The 18,749-nt window shown below is 47.7% G+C and carries 20 protein-coding genes; 18 read left to right on the forward strand and 2 right to left on the reverse strand.

The features are described 5' to 3' along the window. The first annotated feature begins 143 nt into the window (after nucleotides 1–143). A complete protein-coding gene (locus EYC62_07190; protein TAH33085.1) occupies nucleotides 144–1,673 on the forward strand; it encodes a PAS domain-containing sensor histidine kinase in 1,530 nt (509 codons plus the stop codon). On the opposite strand, the gene EYC62_07195 is transcribed toward EYC62_07190, so the two are convergent. Continuing rightward, a complete protein-coding gene (locus EYC62_07195; GenBank protein ID TAH33086.1) occupies nucleotides 1,670–3,655 on the reverse strand; it encodes a hypothetical protein in 1,986 nt (661 codons plus the stop codon). The two genes, EYC62_07190 and EYC62_07195, sit on opposite strands and share 4 nt — an antisense overlap. A gap of 48 nt (nucleotides 3,656–3,703) precedes the next feature. Here EYC62_07195 and EYC62_07200 point away from each other — a divergent pair, with 48 nt between their 5' ends. The 7 genes from EYC62_07200 (at nucleotide 3,704) to EYC62_07230 (ending at nucleotide 9,475) form a co-directional block, all read left to right on the forward strand. Beyond that, on the forward strand, nucleotides 3,704–4,618 hold the full coding sequence (locus EYC62_07200; protein ID TAH33087.1) for a 4-hydroxy-tetrahydrodipicolinate synthase: 915 nt from the start codon (nucleotides 3,704–3,706) through the stop codon (nucleotides 4,616–4,618). Next, complete coding sequence (smpB, locus tag EYC62_07205) at nucleotides 4,593–5,063, forward strand: SsrA-binding protein SmpB (GenBank protein TAH33088.1); 471 nt, start codon at nucleotides 4,593–4,595, stop codon at nucleotides 5,061–5,063. The genes EYC62_07200 and smpB overlap by 26 nt, the downstream gene beginning before the upstream one ends. Nucleotides 5,064–5,227: 164 nt before the next feature. Further along, complete coding sequence (locus EYC62_07210; GenBank protein ID TAH33089.1) at nucleotides 5,228–5,707, forward strand: MarR family transcriptional regulator; 480 nt, start codon at nucleotides 5,228–5,230, stop codon at nucleotides 5,705–5,707. A gap of 103 nt (nucleotides 5,708–5,810) precedes the next feature. Then, nucleotides 5,811–6,722 (forward strand): branched-chain amino acid ABC transporter permease LivH, encoded by a 912-nt coding sequence (locus EYC62_07215; protein ID TAH33090.1) that lies wholly within the window; start codon nucleotides 5,811–5,813, stop codon nucleotides 6,720–6,722. 2 nt (nucleotides 6,723–6,724) lie between these two features. After that, a complete protein-coding gene (livM, locus tag EYC62_07220; GenBank protein ID TAH33091.1) occupies nucleotides 6,725–7,990 on the forward strand; it encodes a high-affinity branched-chain amino acid ABC transporter permease LivM in 1,266 nt (421 codons plus the stop codon). Continuing rightward, on the forward strand, nucleotides 7,987–8,781 hold the full coding sequence (locus EYC62_07225; protein ID TAH33092.1) for an ATP-binding cassette domain-containing protein: 795 nt from the start codon (nucleotides 7,987–7,989) through the stop codon (nucleotides 8,779–8,781). The genes livM and EYC62_07225 overlap by 4 nt, the downstream gene beginning before the upstream one ends. Then, nucleotides 8,774–9,475 carry an ABC transporter ATP-binding protein gene (locus EYC62_07230; GenBank protein TAH33093.1) on the forward strand — a complete coding sequence of 234 codons (702 nt, stop codon included), beginning with the start codon at nucleotides 8,774–8,776 and terminating at the stop codon, nucleotides 9,473–9,475. The genes EYC62_07225 and EYC62_07230 overlap by 8 nt, the downstream gene beginning before the upstream one ends. On the opposite strand, the gene EYC62_07235 is transcribed toward EYC62_07230, so the two are convergent. Next, on the reverse strand, nucleotides 9,476–10,414 hold the full coding sequence (locus EYC62_07235) for a TerC family protein (GenBank protein ID TAH33094.1): 939 nt from the start codon (nucleotides 10,412–10,414) through the stop codon (nucleotides 9,476–9,478). Nucleotides 10,415–10,533: 119 nt separating this feature from the next. Between EYC62_07235 and EYC62_07240 the strand changes: the two genes are divergently transcribed. From EYC62_07240 to nusB, 10 genes are all read left to right on the forward strand, one after another. After that, on the forward strand, nucleotides 10,534–11,631 hold the full coding sequence (locus EYC62_07240; GenBank protein ID TAH33095.1) for a branched-chain amino acid ABC transporter substrate-binding protein: 1,098 nt from the start codon (nucleotides 10,534–10,536) through the stop codon (nucleotides 11,629–11,631). 88 nt (nucleotides 11,632–11,719) lie between these two features. Beyond that, entirely contained in the window at nucleotides 11,720–12,166 is a 447-nt protein-coding gene (gene rpiB, locus EYC62_07245) for a ribose 5-phosphate isomerase B (GenBank protein TAH33096.1), read from the forward strand. A 25-nt stretch (nucleotides 12,167–12,191) separates the two neighbouring features. Continuing rightward, a complete protein-coding gene (locus tag EYC62_07250; protein TAH33097.1) occupies nucleotides 12,192–13,499 on the forward strand; it encodes a serine hydroxymethyltransferase in 1,308 nt (435 codons plus the stop codon). A gap of 9 nt (nucleotides 13,500–13,508) precedes the next feature. Next, nucleotides 13,509–13,964, forward strand: coding sequence for a transcriptional repressor NrdR (nrdR, locus tag EYC62_07255; protein TAH33098.1), 456 nt, complete (start codon nucleotides 13,509–13,511; stop codon nucleotides 13,962–13,964). Between the two features lie 136 nt (nucleotides 13,965–14,100). Next, complete coding sequence (locus EYC62_07260) at nucleotides 14,101–14,652, forward strand: hypothetical protein (protein ID TAH33099.1); 552 nt, start codon at nucleotides 14,101–14,103, stop codon at nucleotides 14,650–14,652. A 154-nt stretch (nucleotides 14,653–14,806) separates the two neighbouring features. Further along, the gene (gene ribD / locus EYC62_07265) at nucleotides 14,807–15,907 is read left to right on the forward strand and encodes a bifunctional diaminohydroxyphosphoribosylaminopyrimidine deaminase/5-amino-6-(5-phosphoribosylamino)uracil reductase RibD (protein ID TAH33100.1); all 1,101 of its coding nucleotides are present in this window, start codon (nucleotides 14,807–14,809) and stop codon (nucleotides 15,905–15,907) included. Nucleotides 15,908–16,032: 125 nt separating this feature from the next. After that, nucleotides 16,033–16,626, forward strand: a complete 594-nt coding sequence (locus tag EYC62_07270; GenBank protein ID TAH33101.1) for a riboflavin synthase — start codon at nucleotides 16,033–16,035, stop codon at nucleotides 16,624–16,626. Continuing rightward, on the forward strand, nucleotides 16,627–17,778 hold the full coding sequence (ribB, locus tag EYC62_07275) for a 3,4-dihydroxy-2-butanone-4-phosphate synthase (GenBank protein TAH33102.1): 1,152 nt from the start codon (nucleotides 16,627–16,629) through the stop codon (nucleotides 17,776–17,778). Then, complete coding sequence (ribH, locus tag EYC62_07280) at nucleotides 17,775–18,230, forward strand: 6,7-dimethyl-8-ribityllumazine synthase (protein TAH33103.1); 456 nt, start codon at nucleotides 17,775–17,777, stop codon at nucleotides 18,228–18,230. The genes ribB and ribH overlap by 4 nt, the downstream gene beginning before the upstream one ends. Nucleotides 18,231–18,241: 11 nt before the next feature. Next, complete coding sequence (gene nusB / locus EYC62_07285) at nucleotides 18,242–18,730, forward strand: transcription antitermination factor NusB (GenBank protein ID TAH33104.1); 489 nt, start codon at nucleotides 18,242–18,244, stop codon at nucleotides 18,728–18,730. The last annotated feature ends 19 nt before the right edge of the window (nucleotides 18,731–18,749 follow it).

Consider the following 18,749-nt stretch of genomic DNA (forward strand, 5'->3'; position numbering starts at 1 on the left):
GTTTGGAACTCTAGACTTATCATGGAACTCTTAATTATTTTTTAACAGTAAATGTGTATTTGTACTACGCAACTGGGGGGAGTTAGCGGCAAATGTGCCTAACGCCTTGATTTTAAAATAAAGACATAACAGAATCGGCTACCGTGGACACAAATTGGCTGACATTATTGGAACGGCATAAGGATGTATGCGCATTTGTCGCATCCGTTAAGGATGACCGTTTTGTCTTTTCCAAAGTAAATGATACATTTTGCCGGCAATCCGGGCTTGGAAAAGAACAGGTCATTGGCTTTTGTCCGGAAGATTTTTTACTGCCTCATGACGCGGCGACATTGAATTCCAATTTGCGCCTGGCTTGTCAGGCGGAAAATGTTCACACATTTTATGAAAATATGGTGCTGCCTCGTGGCCGCGTATATTGGAATTTCACAGTGCAAGCCGTTCGCACCGGCAAAGGTCAGTTAAAGGAAGTCCTCGGTCTTGCGATGGACCTGACCGATTTGCGCCGTTTGGAACAAGCCTTGCAAGAGGTGGAGCGCAAGAACCGCGCGCTGATTGCGGCTATGCCCGACGCAATTTTTAAAATTAGTTCCGATGGCGTCTTTTTAGATGTTGAAGAGGGCAAAGACACAATTTTAGGCATTCCGCCGGTCCAATTTCTGGGACAAAAAGTGGAAGAGGCAATGCCGGCCGAAGTTGCGGCATCCGCCAGAAAACACATCGACCGGGCCTTTCAAACAAGGCGCACGCAAATGTTCGAATATCAGTTAAATGTAGGCGAAGTTGTTCACGATTTCGAAGTGCGTATCGTATCCATCAACAATGATGAGGCGCTGGCCATTGTGCGCGATATTACGGCGCGCAAAAATATTGAACGCGAATTGCGCGTGGCCAAAGAACAGGCAGAAGTCGCAAGCCAGGCCAAGTCCGCGTTTTTGGCGACCGTTAGCCATGAATTGCGCACGCCGCTGAACGCCATTATCGGTTTTTCCGACGTCATTCGGAATCAGTTGTTGGGTCAGATTAATCAGCCGAGATACAAGGAATATGCGCAGGATATCCATGATTCGGGAACGCATTTACTGGAAATCATCAACGATATTCTGGATCTTTCCAAACTCGAAGCCGGCCGTATGCAGCTTAATGAAGAAATCGTGGATGTAAATTATGTCATTCGCCAGTCGATACATTTGATGGAAGGCAGAATCAATGACGGTAAATTGCAATTAGGAATGAATCTGAATTCCAGCTTGCCGTCTATTGCCGCGGATCGCCGCGTGGTGAAACAGATTTTGATCAATTTGCTGTCCAACTCGGTAAAATTTACGCCCGAAGGCGGTTCAATTACCGTGTCATCGTACGAAGAAACTGCCGGAGGAATTACCATTTGTGTCGAAGATAGCGGCATAGGCATGCGGCCAGAAGATATTCCTATTGCCATGACTCCGTTTGCACAAATAGACTCAACTTTTACGCGGCGTCACCCTGGCACCGGTCTTGGTTTGCCACTTGTAAAATCGCTGGTGGAATTGCATGGCGGCACATTTAAACTGGAAAGCGCTTTGGGCAGGGGAACTAAGGCCTTTATTCATTTCCCGGCATCGCGTTCGCAAAACAAGCAGCAACCCGGCAGCGCCGAAATCGTGTCGATCGCCGAAGTAAAGCGGCCTTAATTTAAAAGCGCCATTTTCTTTGGCCCGTTCAATAAATAACGGTACACAACTAAATTTTCCAGAACCCGGTGAACATAACCGCGCGTTTCGCTGAATGGAATTAATTCGATCCAATCCACCAAATCAATTTCGCCTTTGCGCGGATCGCCATAATCTTGAATCCAGCCATTCACCCGAGAAGGGCCAGCATTATAGGCCGCAATCGCCAGAGTATAATTTTTATCAAATGTAGCCAATTTGCTTTGCAACAACAGCCGGCCCAATGTGACGTTGAATTCCGGCCGATCAATCAGCCATTGCGGCTTAAAGGTAATGTGCAATTGCTTGGCTAGATTTTTGGCGACAACCGGCATCAATTGCATAAGTCCCATCGCGCCCGCGATACTCTTGGCTTTGGGATCGAAACTGCTTTCCTGGCGGATAATGGCGTGTACCAGCGCATCCTCCGGCTCGTCCTGATTGCCGGCTAAGGCGATAATAGGGAATCCGGGCTTGATAATGTTGATATTCTTCAATCGGGACTGCCGGGAAATCATAACCGCCAAATCGCGACGGTTTATGTCGTTGGCGAGATTGATCAGCATGGTCATTTGTTCGGGGTTGTTGGAATTTTCGAATATTTGCTGAATAAATGCATCGGCCGAATCATATTCGCTGTTTAGATATAAAAGCCTTACTACGCGGACAAGATCGTTTTTGTCGAAATCCTGTTGGGCTTGTGGACTTACCCTTACCAGGCCAGGCAAATCGAACGACTGGCCTTCTTCGCCTAAATGTTGACGGGCTATTTGACCGTAAAAAGTTACCGGAAACTTGCTGGCATATCCAAACCAGGTTTTCGCGTATTCGGCATCTTTGGTTTTTTCATATACTTTCGCCAGCCAGTAACAAGCGCGGGCGAGGGCAATTTGCGATGGCGGTTTTTCATAAATATTTTTGAAGTGTTTATAGGCAAGATCCGGGCGATTTAATTTTTGCAATGCCAGCCAGCCGGCTAGAAATTCCGCTTCGACAAACGATACGCCTTCGCTTAGGCCATGTTTAACCGTTATATTATAGGCTGTTTGATAATCTTTGGATTTAATTAAACGCCGTGCCAAAATTTGCCGTTCATCCCACCAGGCTTCGATAGTATTATTATGATCTTTCGGTTGGCGGGACAGGAAATCGATCGCCTGCATGGTTTTGTCCTGATCGCGTTTGGAACGCACAACGGCCAGCATCAATCCCGGCGTGCCACGCAAGGAATCAGGGACTTTATTGTAAAGAGCGCTGGCATTTTTCTTTTCCTGCGCATAGGCGATTTGCGCTTCGGCCAGGGCAGGGAAACCGCGGCCAATAAATTTGCCAAAAGCGCGCGCCATCAAATAATTTTTATTTTCAATAAAAGTATTCAGCCGCCAGATATTATCGGTTTGCGACAAGTAGGTGCGATACTTGTCATAAAACTTAGCTTGGGTGCCTAAGTCGATTATCGCATTGCGCCAATAATCCTGAAGCAGGGGTTTTGCGCGGTCTTCTTGTCCTTTGGCTAGATAGGCTTCGGCCAAACGTTTTTTACCTTCTAATCCGACGGGGGGATTATGATCGAACCAGGAAATGATTTGATCCTGATTCCATTCTGTCGGCAATTGGTATTCCGCCTTGCCTTGAATGCCGCGCATGCCGGGCCAAGCCGGATTGCTGATCATAAACTGGTTTAATTGCTCGAATGTTGGCTGGGTAGCATTGTCTTTTAGGTATCGCCAATATGTATACTTATATAATAATGGATCGCCGATTGGCATAACGGTACGAAAGGCCGATTCCCAGTTGGATGACCGGATATAGCTTAGAACATGGGAGGGCAGGCTGAAATTGCGCGAAGGCTCGTCGCTGATGGGATCTTGTGCAAATGCGGGTACAGGACCTGCAAGTAAAAGGCCAATAACAACCCCTAACATCTTGGTCCATTGGTATAATTTTTTATTGTATCTGGTCATTGAATAATGCGATATTCGGGAGGTCCGAAACAACCTAACAGGTGTTCCATGTTTGAAGGTTATATTACCGCTCTGATTACTCCATTTACAGCCGATGGGAAAGTTGATGAGAAAGCTTATCAACAACTTATTGAAAGGCAAGTCAAGGCCGGAATCAGTGCGATTGTGGCTTGTGGAACCACCGGCGAAACTCCAACCTTGTCCGATGAAGAATATGAACAGGTTTTAACCCTGGCTGTAAAAACGGCCGCAAGCCGGATTCCGGTTATCGGCGGGGCTGGTACAAACAATACGAAAACTACCATTGAATGCACCCAATTGGTGCAGAAATTGGGTTGCAAAGCGGCTTTGATCGCGGCGCCTTATTATAACAAGCCAACACAAGAAGGTTTGTATCAGCATTACAAGGCCGTGCATGACGCAACCAATATTCCGATTCTTTTGTATAACGTGCCGGGACGCAGTGTGGTCGATATTAACGTCGATACTATCGCGCGCCTTGCGAAATTGCCTCGCATTATTGGCATCAAGGAATGTAGTGGGGATGTGAATCGCGTAGTCAAAACCCGCACGGCGACCAGTCCGCAATTTTGTCAATTGACGGGCGACGATGGCATGATTGCGCCATTCCTGGCCCAAGGCGGCGTTGGATGCGTGTCGGTAACATCGAATATCGCGCCGGAATTATGCGTCGATCTTTACAAGGCTTGGAAAAATAAAGATCTGGCTACATTCATGGCGTTAAATGATCGTTTGGTGCCAGTGCATGATGCGATGTTCTGTGAAACCAGCCCGGGTCCGGTTAAATATGCGTCGGCTTTGATGGGGCTGTGTTTAGAAAATTTACGGTTGCCTTTGGCTACGCCAATTGCCGCCGTCAACAAAACCAAAGTTGAAACTGCGCTTGAAAAAGCCGGTATTAAAATAAATAAGTCGAATGTCCAAAGAACCGCGAACGTCTAAAACAATTGTTGAAAATCGCCGTGCGCGGTACGACTATTCGATTATTGATACAATCGAAGCGGGGCTAGTTTTGCTTGGAACCGAAGTGAAATCGCTTCGCGAAGGCGGCGCCAGTCTTTCGGATTCTTATGCCGATCAAAAAGGCGATACGCTATATTTGTTCAATTTGCATATTCCAGAATACAAACCCGCCAATCGGTTCAACCACGAACCGAAACGTGATCGGCAGTTATTGGTGAATAAGCGCGAGTATCAGAAATTAATCGGTTCTATCCGCCGCGATGGAATTACCCTTGTGCCGCTAAGTTTATTTTTCAATAAACGCGGTATCGCGAAATGTTTGCTGGGCCTTGCCAAGGGCAAACGCAAGGAAGATAAGCGCGAAACTATTAAGCAACGCGAATGGGACCGGGAAAAATCCCGCGCCATGAAAAAAAGCTATTAGTTTGTCCTTGCACGCCCATATATGGGCAAAAGTTAACGCTTTATTAAAGAAAAAAACTGCCTCACGCCGTTGTAGTCGTTTCGTCGACTTGTTAATCGGGAATTAAACAATTTGAGCTAATTTATAGGTGAATTAAATGGTCCAAATAATCCAACGAGGGTCCTTTGAAACAGAATTATCTCGATACAATCCAGCTGGTGGAGCGTTTACACAGGCAGTTTCTGGAAGTGCTGAAGAATGAATTAGAGCGCGCGAAAATCGCCGACATCAACAATATTCAAGCCATGATTCTATTTAATATCGGCCAGGACGAAATGACCGTAGGCGATTTGATCGAGCGCGGCTATTATCTTGGTTCCAACGTTTCCTATAACGTTAAAAAAATGGTCGAAAATGGCTATTTGATCCAAGAACGCTCGCATCATGACCGCCGGTCGATCATGATTCGTCTAACCGATAAAGGTTTGGCTTTGTGCCAGCGCATCCATGGCATGTTCGATCGCCATTCGGCTTTGCTGACAAAATCGAAATTGACTCCGGAAGAATTCAAAACGTTGACTGGAATTTTGCGCAAGATGGAGCAATTCTGGACACAGCCAGCGCGCGTTCTGTTGGCCGGTGCCAGCGCCCCAACCGCCGCATAAATCGCCTACGTAGTATATAAAAGGCGCCTTTGGGCGCCTTTTTTGTTGGGGTTTTCTTATAATCACTTTTCAGGGACTAAAAGCTGGGGTACATAGGTGTTCTATGGAATATTTTCTCCAGCAGCTTATAAACGGCTTAACGCTAGGTTCTATTTATGCGCTGATCGCCATCGGCTATACGATGGTGTATGGCATTATAGGCATGATCAATTTCGCGCATGGCGATATTTATATGATTGGCGCCTTTATCGCGCTTGTCAGTTTTTTATTTTTCAGTCCCATGATCGCTTCGTTTGCGGTGCTGCTGCTGATCGTGTTGATTTGCTCGATATTTTTTACGGCTTGCTATGGATTCGCGGTGGAACGGGTGGCGTATAAACGACTTCGTGGTTCATTCCGCTTGGCTCCGTTGATCTCCGCTATCGGCATGTCGATGTTCCTGCAAAATTATGTGCAAGTGATGCAAGGCGCGCGGGTAAAAACATTGCCGCCACAGTTAAATGGAACGATCCAATTATTGCAAAGCGATGAATTCACCGTATCCATCAGCTATATCCAATTGCTGATTATGGGGATGACCGCAGTATTGCTGTATCTGTTCAATCGGGCGATACGCAGCACCACACTGGGCAAAAGGCAGCGCGCGGTGGAACAAGATGCCACCATGGCGGCGATGCTGGGTATTTCGGTGGACCGGACCATTGCAATCACCTTTATTATGGGCGCTGGGCTTGCGGCGATTGCGGGCACGATGGTGACGTTATATTACGGCGTGATTGATTTTTATATTGGTTTTCTTGCTGGCGTAAAGGCGTTTACCGCGGCGGTATTGGGCGGCATTGGATCTTTGCCTGGAGCGGTATTGGGCGGTATTGTGATTGGCCTGATTGAATCATTATTGTCTGCTTATTTCAGTATTGAATATAAAGATGTCGCCGTGTTTGCAACTTTGATTATCGTCTTATTGATCAAGCCAACCGGATTTTTCGGCAAGCCGGAAGTGGAGAAAGTGTAGCCATGCAAACGCTCAATTTCAAAACGCCGATTCGCCAGTCTTTGATTGCCGCTGGCGTCATGTTTTTGCTGGCGTTGCCAATTATCGGATTTAAATTGGAAGAATCGGATGCTGGCTTGATATTGATGACGCGATTTGATTGGGTGTGGCAATCGGTATTCGCTGCGTTTGCGCTGACTTATCTGGCGGCAATCACCGGGCAATATATGGGCCGCCGCCATGCATCTTCTGATGCGGTCAAAATTGCCATTCAAAAAATTCAAAGCAATGGATTGTGGGTCGGGCTGCTCGCCGTCATTGGCGCAGTAGTTTTGCCATTTCTGCCATTTGCCGACCGGTATGTGATTGATCTTGCCACCACCATTTTGATTTATATCATGCTGGGGTGGGGGCTTAATATTGTGGTTGGCTTGGCGGGATTGCTCGACCTTGGCTATGTCGCATTCTATGCCATCGGTGCTTATGCCTATGCGCTGTGCGCGGAATATTTGGGTCTGTCATTTTGGCAATGTTTGCCGATATCCGCGATTGCCGCCGTGTTATTCAGTCTGTTGATTGGCGGACCGGTATTGCGGTTGCGAGGAGATTATTTGGCGATCGTTACGTTGGGATTTGGCGAGATTTTGCGGATTATTCTGATCAATTGGCAGAATTTTACCCATGGCCCCAATGGCGTGACTGGCATTCCGCGGCCAAATTTCTTTGGTCTGATATTTGCACGCGAGGCTCCGGAAGGCACTCAAACATTCCATCAATTTTTTAATTTGGAATATAACACCGAACATCGCTTGATTTATCTTTATTTCCTGATTCTGATTCTGGCTTTGCTGACCAATTTTGTGGCTATGCGCTTGCGGCGTTTGCCATTGGGCCGGGCGTGGGAAGCGATAAAACAAGATGAGATTGCCTGCAAGGCGCTTGGTATAAATCCGGCCAGCATTAAATTATCCGCCTATGCGATTGGCGCGTTGCTGGCGGGAATAGCCGGCGCGTTTTTTGCCACGCGCCAAGGGTTCATCAGCCCGGAAAGTTTCAGTTTCTCGGAAACTGCGATCATTGTGGCAATTGTCGTGTTGGCTGGCGCCGGCAGCCAGATTGGCATTGTGATGGCCGCGATGTTTTTAGTTTTACTGCCGGAATTGGGCCGCGAATTTGCCGATTTCCGCATGTTGTTTTTTGGCGCGGTTATGGTGCTGATTATGTTATGGCGTCCGCGCGGACTGTTTGCGGATCGCACGCCGTCAATTGAAATCGGGGGACAGAAATGACCGCGATTCTAAGCGTTGAAAGTTTGACCATGAAATTCGGCGGTTTGACCGCGGTCGACAGCCTGACTTTCAATGTTAAAGAAAATTCTATTACATCGATCATTGGACCAAATGGCGCGGGAAAAACCACGGTATTTAATTGCATCACCGGATTCTATAAGCCCACATTGGGCGAAATAACCGCGACTAACAACAATGGACGCCATGCGATTCATGCGATGCCGGGATACGATATCGTTCGCAAGGCCGGTATTGCGCGGACGTTTCAAAATATTCGCCTATTTCCACACATGACGGTGTTGGAAAATCTGTTGGTTGCCCAACATAATGATTTAATGCATGCATCCGGTTTTTGTATCAAGGGATTGTTGGGATTGCCATCTTATCGCCGCGCGGAAAAACAAGCGTTAGATCGCGCCAAACATTGGCTGGAAATGGTTGGATTGCTGGAATTTGCCGATATTTTTGCGAGCGGCCTGCCATACGGCGCGCAGCGCCGGTTGGAAATCGCTCGGGCGATGTGCACTTCGCCGCGCATTATTTGTTTGGATGAACCCGCCGCCGGATTGAATCCCAAGGAAACGAATGAATTGAATCAGTTGCTGCTGAAAATTCGCAGAGACTATCAAACTACAGTATTGTTGATCGAACATGACATGCGCGTTGTGATGCAGATATCCGATCATATCGTGGTGTTGGATTACGGCAAAAAAATCAGCGAAGGCGATGCAAAAAAAGTGCAGAATGATCCGAATGTCATTCGCGCTTATTTAGGGGAAGAGCATGCTTGAAATTGAACATCTGCATGTTTATTACCGCAAAATCCACGCGTTGAAGGGATTGTCGCTGTCGGTCAAGCAGGGTGAGATTGTCACGCTGATCGGATCGAATGGCGCAGGCAAATCGACATTGTTAAAATCTCTATTCAATAACCCGCGTGCTGAACGCGGCCACATCCGGTTTATGGACCGCGATATTACTCATGTTCCGACATCCGATATTGCATCCCTCGGTATTGCCATCGTTCCGGAGGGCCGCCGGATTTTTCCAAAAATGACGGTATTGGAAAATTTGGATTTAGGGACGACCGCGATTGGCGGAACCCATTATGAACAAGATTTGGAATATGTGTTGACCATGTTTCCGCGTTTGCGCGAACGGTTAAAACAAAATGGCGGCACTTTATCCGGCGGGGAACAGCAAATGCTGGCGATTGCGCGCGCATTGATGGGAAGACCAAGATTGCTGTTATTGGATGAACCTTCGCTTGGCCTGGCGCCTATTATTATTCAGCAGATCTTTAAAACTATTGAAGACTTAAATAAAAAAGGCATGACCATTTTATTGGTGGAACAAAACGCCAATCAAGCGTTGCGCCTTGCTCATCGTGGCTATGTGATGATGAGTGGTGCCATTACTCTTGCCGGGACAGGCGCAGAATTGCTGGCCAATCCCAGCGTGCGCGCCGCTTATTTAGCGGGGTAATTATTGCGGCCCATGACGTACTTGATCACGTTTATTGGCTATCACCGAAGCCAGGATTGAAACCGCCAGAATCGTAATGACCACCATCAAGGAATGGAACGTTTCGATATGATAAATCGAATGGCCGATAATCATTTTAACGCCAATAAACATTAATACGAATGCAAGACCGGTTTTTAAATAACGGAAAGCGGTAACAAGTCCAGCCAGCATAAAGAACATGCTGCGCAGGCCCAGAATCGCAAATGCGTTGCTGGTGAACACAATGAACGAATCGTGCGTAATGGCCAGAATTGCCGGGATGGAATCAACGGCGAAAATAACGTCGGTAATTGCCACCATTATAAATACCAACAATAGCGGCGTTGCAATACGCTTGTTGCCCTGCATTACGAAATATTGTTGGCCAACATATCCGTCGGTGAATTGAAATGTTTTACGGGCAATTTTTAAAACCGGATTTTGGTTTAAGTCCTTTGGTTTATCGGATGCGACCAGCATTTTTATGCCGGTTACAATCAAGAACGCGCCGAAGATATAAATGACCCAGGCAAATTGTTCGATCAGGGCCACGCCGGCAAAAATCAACAAAAGACGCAATACCAGGGCGAGGGCGATGCCCAGGATTAATACACGGTTCTGCAATTCCGCAGGCACGCCAAAAAACGCGAATATCAGCACAAAGACAAAGACATTGTCGATCGACAGCGAATATTCAATTAAATAACCGGTTAAAAATTCCAGTGCGGTCTTTTCGCCGGCAAATTCATAAATCCCGTAATTAAACAACAGGGCAAGGGCGATCCAGATCGCGCTCCACGTGCAGGCTTCGCGGAAAGTAACCACGTGCGCGGTTTTATGGAAAATACCAAGGTCGAGCGCCAGCATAATCAATATAAAGGCCATAAAGCCCAACCAAAATGTCAAACCGATTTCCATATTTTTTCCTTAATCGCGAGGTAAAATGATACGGTTGATTAATAAAGCCCATCGGTCATTTGTCAATGACATAAGGATAATTTATTGATATAGAGATATTATCAGAATGGAGTTTTCCCATGCGCAGAATAATCCTAGCCCTTGTTTTTCTTGTATTCGCTACGCCAGCTTTTGCCGACACCGTATTGGGCATTGCGGGGCCGTTCACCGGGCAGATGGCCAGTTTTGGTGAACAGTTCAAACGCGGCGCGGATATGGCCGTTTCCGATATCAATGCCAAGGGCGGCGTGTTGGGTCAAAAAATCGCTTTGGCTTATGGCGATGATGCTTGCGATCCTAAACAAGCGGTTGCGGTTGCGAATCAATTGGTGTCGAAAAAAATCGCTGCCGTGATAGGACATTTCTGCTCGGGGTCGTCTATTCCAGCATCCGAGGTTTATGCCGAGGAAAATATTGTGATGGTCTCACCGGGTTCTTCGAATCCGCTTTTTACCGAACGCGGCCTGGGTAATGTGTTTCGTTTATGCGGCCGCGACGATCAGCAAGGGCTGATTGGCGCAGAATATATCGCCAAAAATTATGGATCCGCCAAAGTCGCCATCGTGCATGATCGCAGCGCCTATGGCAAAGGATTGGCCGATGAAGTAAAACGCGTTTTGGCTACCAAGAAAATTACCCCTGCGATGTACGAAGCTATTACGCCAGGCGAAAAGGATTATTCGGCGCTAATTTCTAAAATGAAGGCCGCGCAAATTGAAATCGTATTTTTTGGCGGCTACCATCAAGAGGCCGGGTTGATCGTCCGCCAAGCCAAAGATCAGGCGATGAATTTGAAATTGATGGGTGGCGATGCGTTGGCAACCAAAGAATTTTGGGCCATTACGGGCGATTCTGGCGCGGGTACGCTGATGACCTTTAGCCCCGATCCGCGTACCATGCCCTCGGCAGCGCCGGTGGTGGAACGATTCAAAAAAGCAGGCATCGATCCAGAAGGCTATACCCTCTATACTTATGCCACGATGCAAGTTTTGGCGCAGGCTGCACAAAAAGCAGGATCCTGGAATTCCAATGATCTGTTGAAAATACTGCATAACGGCAAGTTTGATACCGTCATGGGCCCATTGTCTTTTGGCGCAAAAGGCGATGTAAACGCGCCAGGCTATGTCGTATACGAGTGGAAAGGCGGCAAATACGTCTACGCTGCCAACGGGTCATAAAGCTTAAATCTTGGGCACATAGATATCAACAGAATCTAGGGTGGTCTAGGCCCTTGGAAATGCGTGTTAGATCTGCTATTTAACACACATGACCGCAAATAAATCCATTGCCATTGGTTCAGATCATGCCGGATTCGATATGAAGGAAGCCCTAAAGGCTGAATTGACTGGCCTTGGCTATCATGTCGAGGATTTTGGCACTAACAGTATTGATTCGGTGGATTACCCGGATTTTGCCACGCCCGTGGCCAAGGCAGTAAATGCAGGCCAATTTAAAACCGGTCTTTTGATTTGTGGATCGGGGCAGGGCATGGCCATCACCGCCAATAAATTACCCCATGTGCGGGCGGCTTTGTGTCGTAACACTTGGGATGCGGATATGGCACGCAAGCATAATGATGCAAATATCCTGTGCCTGGGTGGCCGTGTGACGGGTGTTGAAGAAGCAAAATTGATTATGCGGGATTTTTTGAATACAGAATTTGAAGGTGGCCGCCACGCCAGCCGAGTTAATAAAATGGCAATTGGGTGTTAAAGTTTCTTAAACTAAAGGATTAATAATGACTGCTATAGGCGCTAAAAAATTAGATAATAATGACAAATTCTTCACTCAAAATTTGGTGGATGCGGATCCGGAAGTATTCGCCACCGCTATGGGCGAATTAAAACGCCAGCAAGACCTGATTGAACTGATCGCATCTGAAAACATTGTATCGAAAGCAGTTCTGCAAGCCTATTACACAGTATTTACCAACAAATATTCCGAAGGCTTGCCGTATAAACGCTATTACGGCGGTCAGGAATTTACGGACCAGGTGGAAACCTTGGCCATCGAACGCGTAACGCGCTTGTTTAATTGTAAATTCGCCAACGTGCAACCCCATTCCGGGGCGCAAGCCAACCAGGCCGTGTTTATGGCCTTTTTACAGCCGGGCGATACATTTCTGGCTATGTCCTTGGCCGAAGGCGGACATTTAACCCACGGGTCTCCCGTCAATCAATCCGGCAAATGGTTCCGCCCTATTGCCTATGGCGTGAATAACCAAGGCCTGATCGATTACAATCAGGTTGAATCCTTGGCCAAAGAACATAAGCCAAAATTGATTATCGCCGGCGGTTCTGCTTATGGCCGGGTTATCGATTTTGCCAAATTCCGCGCAATTGCCGATTCTGTCGGCGCGATGTTGATGGTCGATATGGCCCATTTTGCCGGTCTTGTTGCCGGTGGCGCTTATCCATCGCCAGTGCCGCATGCGCATGTGGTGACGTCGACAACGCACAAGACCTTGCGCGGTCCGCGGGGCGGCGTGATTTTGTCGAATGACGAAGAAATCGCTAAAAAGATTAATTCGGCCGTTTTCCCCGGATTGCAAGGCGGCCCATTGATGCATGTGATTGCGGCCAAGGCGGTCTGTTTTAAAGAGGCGTTACAACCATCATTTAAAATCTATGCCCAGCAAGTCATCGATAATTGCCGCGCCATGGCCGATGTATTGGTGCAGCGTGGTTTGGCGGTGGTATCGGGCGGTACCGATTCGCATTTGGCCTTGATCGATTTACGGCCAAAAAACCTGACTGGCAAAGCGGCGGATGCGTCTCTAGAACATGCCGGGATTACCTGCAATAAGAACATGATTCCGAACGATCCGCAAAAAGCGATGGTAACATCGGGTATTCGCATTGGCTCGGCCGCCGGCACCACCCGCGGTTTTGGCGTCAAAGAATTCCAGATGATTGGCACCTGGATCGCCGATGTGTTGGATGGCCTGTCCAAAAATCCTGAGGATAATAGCAAGGTCGAAAAAGAAGTGCTGGCCAAAGTCAAAGCCTTATGCAAATCTTTCCCGATCTATCCAGATCTGGTCTAAGGATTTTTCATGCGTTGCCCATTTTGCGGCCATAACGATACCCAGGTAAAAGACTCGCGCCCGTCCGATGACAACGCGACGATACGCCGCCGCCGTATTTGCGAAAATTGCGGCGCGCGTTTTACCACGTTTGAACGGGTGCAATTGCGCGAATTGGTGGTGGTCAAGAAAAATGGCCGCCGCGAACCCTTCGACCGTGAAAAGCTGGCGGCGTCTTTTTCCATCGCCTTGCGCAAACGCCCGGTGGAATTGGAACGTATCGAACGGGTGATCAATTCGATCGTTCGCCGTTTGGAAAGCCTGGGCGAATCTGAAATCCCGGCGGAATCGGTCGGCGAAATGGTGATGGACGCATTGGCGAATTTGGATCAAGTCGCCTATGTGCGGTACGCCAGCGTTTACCGTAATTTCCGCGAAGCCACCGATTTCCGCGATTTTGTCGGAAAATTGGGTACGGATGAATAAGGCTGTACTGCATAGTCTAATTTTTATCAAGGATCATATACTCAATCGCCAATTTTGAATTCTTGACATAAGAGTTTAAAAGGGATAAAACATATCCATTAAAAATAAAATATTTTTTTGCCGGAGGATGTGGATTATGACTGCTATAACGACGCCTGTTATCGAAACTTTCCTGTCTTCTCAAAGATGTTGGGTTGAAAATTTTACCATCACGCGTTGGCTAGATTCGAAGCAGCGAAACCCCGGTGATGTCGCTCCTGATAATACCGTTTACGCGGGTATATCCCCGGCGACGTATGCGCCCATGTTTATTATGCCTGATGATTACCCAGAGCTTGTTTGCTGGGGCAAGGCAATTCAAATTATGCAAACTATGGAGCGTCAATATGGATATTTGGGTAGTAAACAAACTTCCGTTATCCAATTGAACAATCCACACAATGATGATGGCGGATGGAGGATGGGTACGCGTGAAGAAGTAATTCAAGTGTTGGCAACCCAAGCTTTACAAGCTGGATTTAAATCGGATGGAAAATATTTAACACTAAGCGAATTTGAACAAGAATCGGCTATTAGCATCTTAAATCATCAGCATAGACCAATGACTTCGGCTGTAAGTATGGCGCTGCCGGTAGGGGATATAAATTTGCGTTTTCTGCGTACCTTGCCACGTTGTATGTTACGATAAGCGCGATTTTATTTGATTAATTTAATCTGCAATTTGTTCGGAGTGAAACGCCTGGATTTCACTTTTCGCCTGCATATTGTAGATATGCTCATTTTGTTTTAAATTATATTCTTACATTCTCAATAAACAGATCGAATATTCAACAAATTAGCAAATGCCAATTCGCCCGGCTGACTTGCAATATATGGAAGTTGCTTTAAATCTAAGCCTTTCCAACTTAGGCCATACATGGCCGAATCCCTGCGTTGGGTGCGTGATTGCGCGCGATAATCAAATCGTCGGACGCGGGGCGACGGCGCCTGGCGGTAGGCCGCATGCGGAAACGATTGCCTTGGCTAAGGCTGGCGCTGCGGCGCAAGGCGCAACCGCCTATGTCACATTGGAGCCTTGTTCGCATCACGGCAAAACGCCGCCTTGTGTCGATGCGTTAATTGCATCGGGAATTAAACGCGTAGTGATCGCAGCGGTCGATCCCGATCCACGCGTGGTTGGGCAGGGGATTGCGCGATTGAAGCAAGCTGGTATTGAAGTCGTGGTTGGTGTTGGCGAAGCAGAAGCCAGCAATATTCACGCCGGATTTTTTAAAGCAGTAAGAACTGGCATGCCGCTGGTGACGTTAAAATTGGCAACGACCAGAAATGGATTTTTGGATACGTCCACATTGGGGCGGCGGTGGATTACATCGCAAACGGCGCGGGATCACACGCATTTTCTGCGCGCGCAATATGATGCGATATTGGTGGGTATTGGCACGGTGTTGGCGGATGATCCGATGCTAAATGTGCGTTTGCCGGGATATAAACATCGCTCGCCAGTGCGGGTGATTATAGATTCCCAATTACGTTTGCCACCCGAAAGTAATATCGTCAAAACCGCGCATGACTATAAGACCTTAATTGTCACGGTATCCAAAGATTCGACGAAAATAAAGTCTCTGCGTGAAGCAGGGGTGGATATTTTGGAATCCGATTCCATGGAGTTAGCTTGGATTTTGGTGCAATTATACCGCGATGCGGGGATTACACGGGTATTGGTGGAAGGCGGGTTCGAAGTTGCGAAATCAACCATGGGAAATGGCTTGGCAGACCGGATTTATTGGTATCGCAATCATTTAGCGGCCGGAGCAAAAGCCCGGTTTAACGTGCAGGATTTAGGGTTGGAGCCGCAGCCTTATTTCCTTGATTATGCGCTGGATTCGGTTAAAAGGTTTCCTTGCGATGAATTGAGTCTATATAAAAAGCTGCCCTCCCCTTGAGGGAGGGCGCAAAAATGCGTTAGCATTTTTGGGGTGGGGTTAGGCCACAGAACTTGACCCCACCCCAAAGCCGCTTCGCGTCTTTGACCCTCCCTCAAGGGGAGGATAACAAAAAAAGGTAAAACATGTTTTCCGGCATTATCACCGATTTGGGTCAGATTCGCCAAATCCGCAAACAAGCGGATTGGGAGATCGAAATTGCGACCAAATTGCCGATGGAAAAAATTAAAATTGGCGATTCTATCGCTTGTTCCGGCGTGTGCCTGACCGTGACCAAAAAAACCGCCGATAGTTTTTTTATCGAAGCATCCAAGGAAACGATTGATCGCACCACGGTGCAATATTGGGCACAGGGCGGGGCGCTGAATTTAGAAACCTCTTTGCGCTTAGGCGATTCCATTAATGGGCATTTGGTTTATGGCCATGTGGATGGAATCGCGGAAATAAAGGCAATTATGCCGGTTGGCGCATCGCACAAGGTGACTATGCAAATCCCCGCGAATCTGGCAAAATATATCGTGTTTAAGGGGTCGGTAACGGTCAATGGAATATCCCTGACCATTAACGAAGTCCGGGGCAATGAATTCGATGTGAACATCATCCCGCATACATGGCAAGTGACCGATTTCCGGCACTTGGCGGTTGGCGGCAAAGTAAACGTCGAAGTCGATATGATCGCCCGTTATGTCGAAAGAATTTTAAATCATAAGGCCGCGTAAATGAACAAACCAAAAGCCAATCTGCATGTTGTTAAATCGGATGAACCCGCGATTCGTTTGCATTCGATTGATGAAATTTTGACCGATTTGAAACGCGGCAAAATGGTCGTAATCGTCGATGACGAAGACCGCGAGAACGAAGGCGATTTGATTATCCCAGCGCAGACCATCACGCCAGAGGCGATCAATTTCATGACCAAGTTCGGCCGTGGGTTAATTTGTTTGCCAATTACATCCGGCCGCGTGCGCGATCTGGGCTTGCCGATGATGCCCAAACACAATGTTGGCGAAGATTCAACCGCATTCACCGTTTCTATCGAAGCGCGCGAAGGCGTCACGACCGGCATCTCGTCCGCCGACCGGGCGCATACAATTCAGGTTGCTTGTGATCCCGCGAAATGCCGCGACGATATCGTAACGCCAGGGCATATTTTCCCGCTGGTCGCCAAGGATGGCGGCGTGTTGGTTCGCGCTGGCCATACCGAAGCCACCGTGGATTTGGCGCGTTTGGCCGGGTTTCATCCCGCCGGTGTTTTATGCGAAATTTTGAACGACGATGGCAGTATGGCGCGTTTGCCGGATCTGGTTGGATTCGCCGCGCAGCATGATTTGAAATTGGGATCAATTGCGGATTTAATTTCCTATCGCTTGCGCACCGAATCATTGGTTGAACGTTTGAACAAAAACAAAATCGTCAGCCTGTATGGCGGCGAATTTGAATTGATTACTTATCGCAATAAAATTTCGAACGCAGAACATTATGTTCTGCAAAAAGGCGATATTACCAAGGCGCAAGCGCAAGGCGAATCGGTGCATGTTCGCGTGCATCGTTTCGATGTATTCGATGATTTGTTCGGCAGTTTGAACGAAGGCCGCGGCGGATTATTGCAAACCGCGATGCAGAAAATTTCCGATGTTGGTTGTGGCGCGCTGGTATTGCTGCGCGACCAAGATTATATGTTGGGCCCACACACGCCGCATCAAAACAGCGCGCAAACTCTGCGCACTTATGGCATCGGCGCGCAGATTATCAAGGATCTGGGCATCAAAAAAATGACCCTGCTAACCAATCATCCAAAATCGCTTAAGGCGCTGGAAGGCTATGATATCGAAATCACCGATCAGATTCCAATTGAAACAGGCCAGGCATGAGTAAGCGGGTTTTAATCGTCGAAGCGCGTTTTTATGCCGACATCGCCGATATGATGTTCGACGCGGCGGCGGACGTTTTAAAAAAAAGCGCTATCCAATTTGACCGTATTTCGTTGCCGGGCTCGTTCGAATTGGCGCCGGCCATTGCCATGGCCGCGCAGACCGGAAAATATGATGGTTATCTTGCGCTTGGATGCGTGATTAAAGGCGAAACCAATCATTTTGAACTGGTTTGCAACGAAGCCGCGCGCGCGATTCAAAATTTATCGGTGGAACGGCAATTGCCCATCGGTTTTGGATTGATTACCGCGTATAATGATGAACAAGCCTGGGCCAGAGCCCGGGTGGATGGCGAAAATTACGGCGGCCGCGCTGCGGCGGCCTGTTTACGGATGATGGAATTGAAAGCGGGTTTTCAAGCTCCATCTGCTAAATTAAAAGTTAGCAATTAATAGTTCTTAATATGACTTTTGCATTGAAACAAAATATGACCGAATCTCCTAAAAAACGCACCTTATCGCGTCTGGCCGCGGTGCAAGCCATGTACCAACAAACCGTAACCGGAATGGTTGCAGGGGATGTCGTGGAACAATTTCAGTCGCATAATTTTAAACAAACAATGGAAGACATTTCATTGAGCGATCTGGACCGCGAATTGTTCAACGATCTGATGCTAGGCGCCAGTGCGCGATTGGTCGATATCGATAAGATGATCGAATCGAATTTGGCTGAAGGCTGGACGATTAAACGCATCGATCCGTTGCTACACGCTATTTTACGTTGCGCCGTATACGAATTATGGTGCCGCACCGATATCCCGCCAAAGGTCAGCATTAGCGAATATGTATCGCTGACCGCCGATTTTTATGATGGTTCCGAACCCGGATTCGTCAACGGTATCCTGGATAAAATTGCCGGACATTTGCGCGAACCAACCAAAAGCGTGAAGTAGCCATTTTTGACTTTATCGG

The organism is Alphaproteobacteria bacterium (assembly GCA_004295055.1).
GTDB lineage: Bacteria > Pseudomonadota > Alphaproteobacteria > SHNJ01 > SHNJ01 > SHNJ01.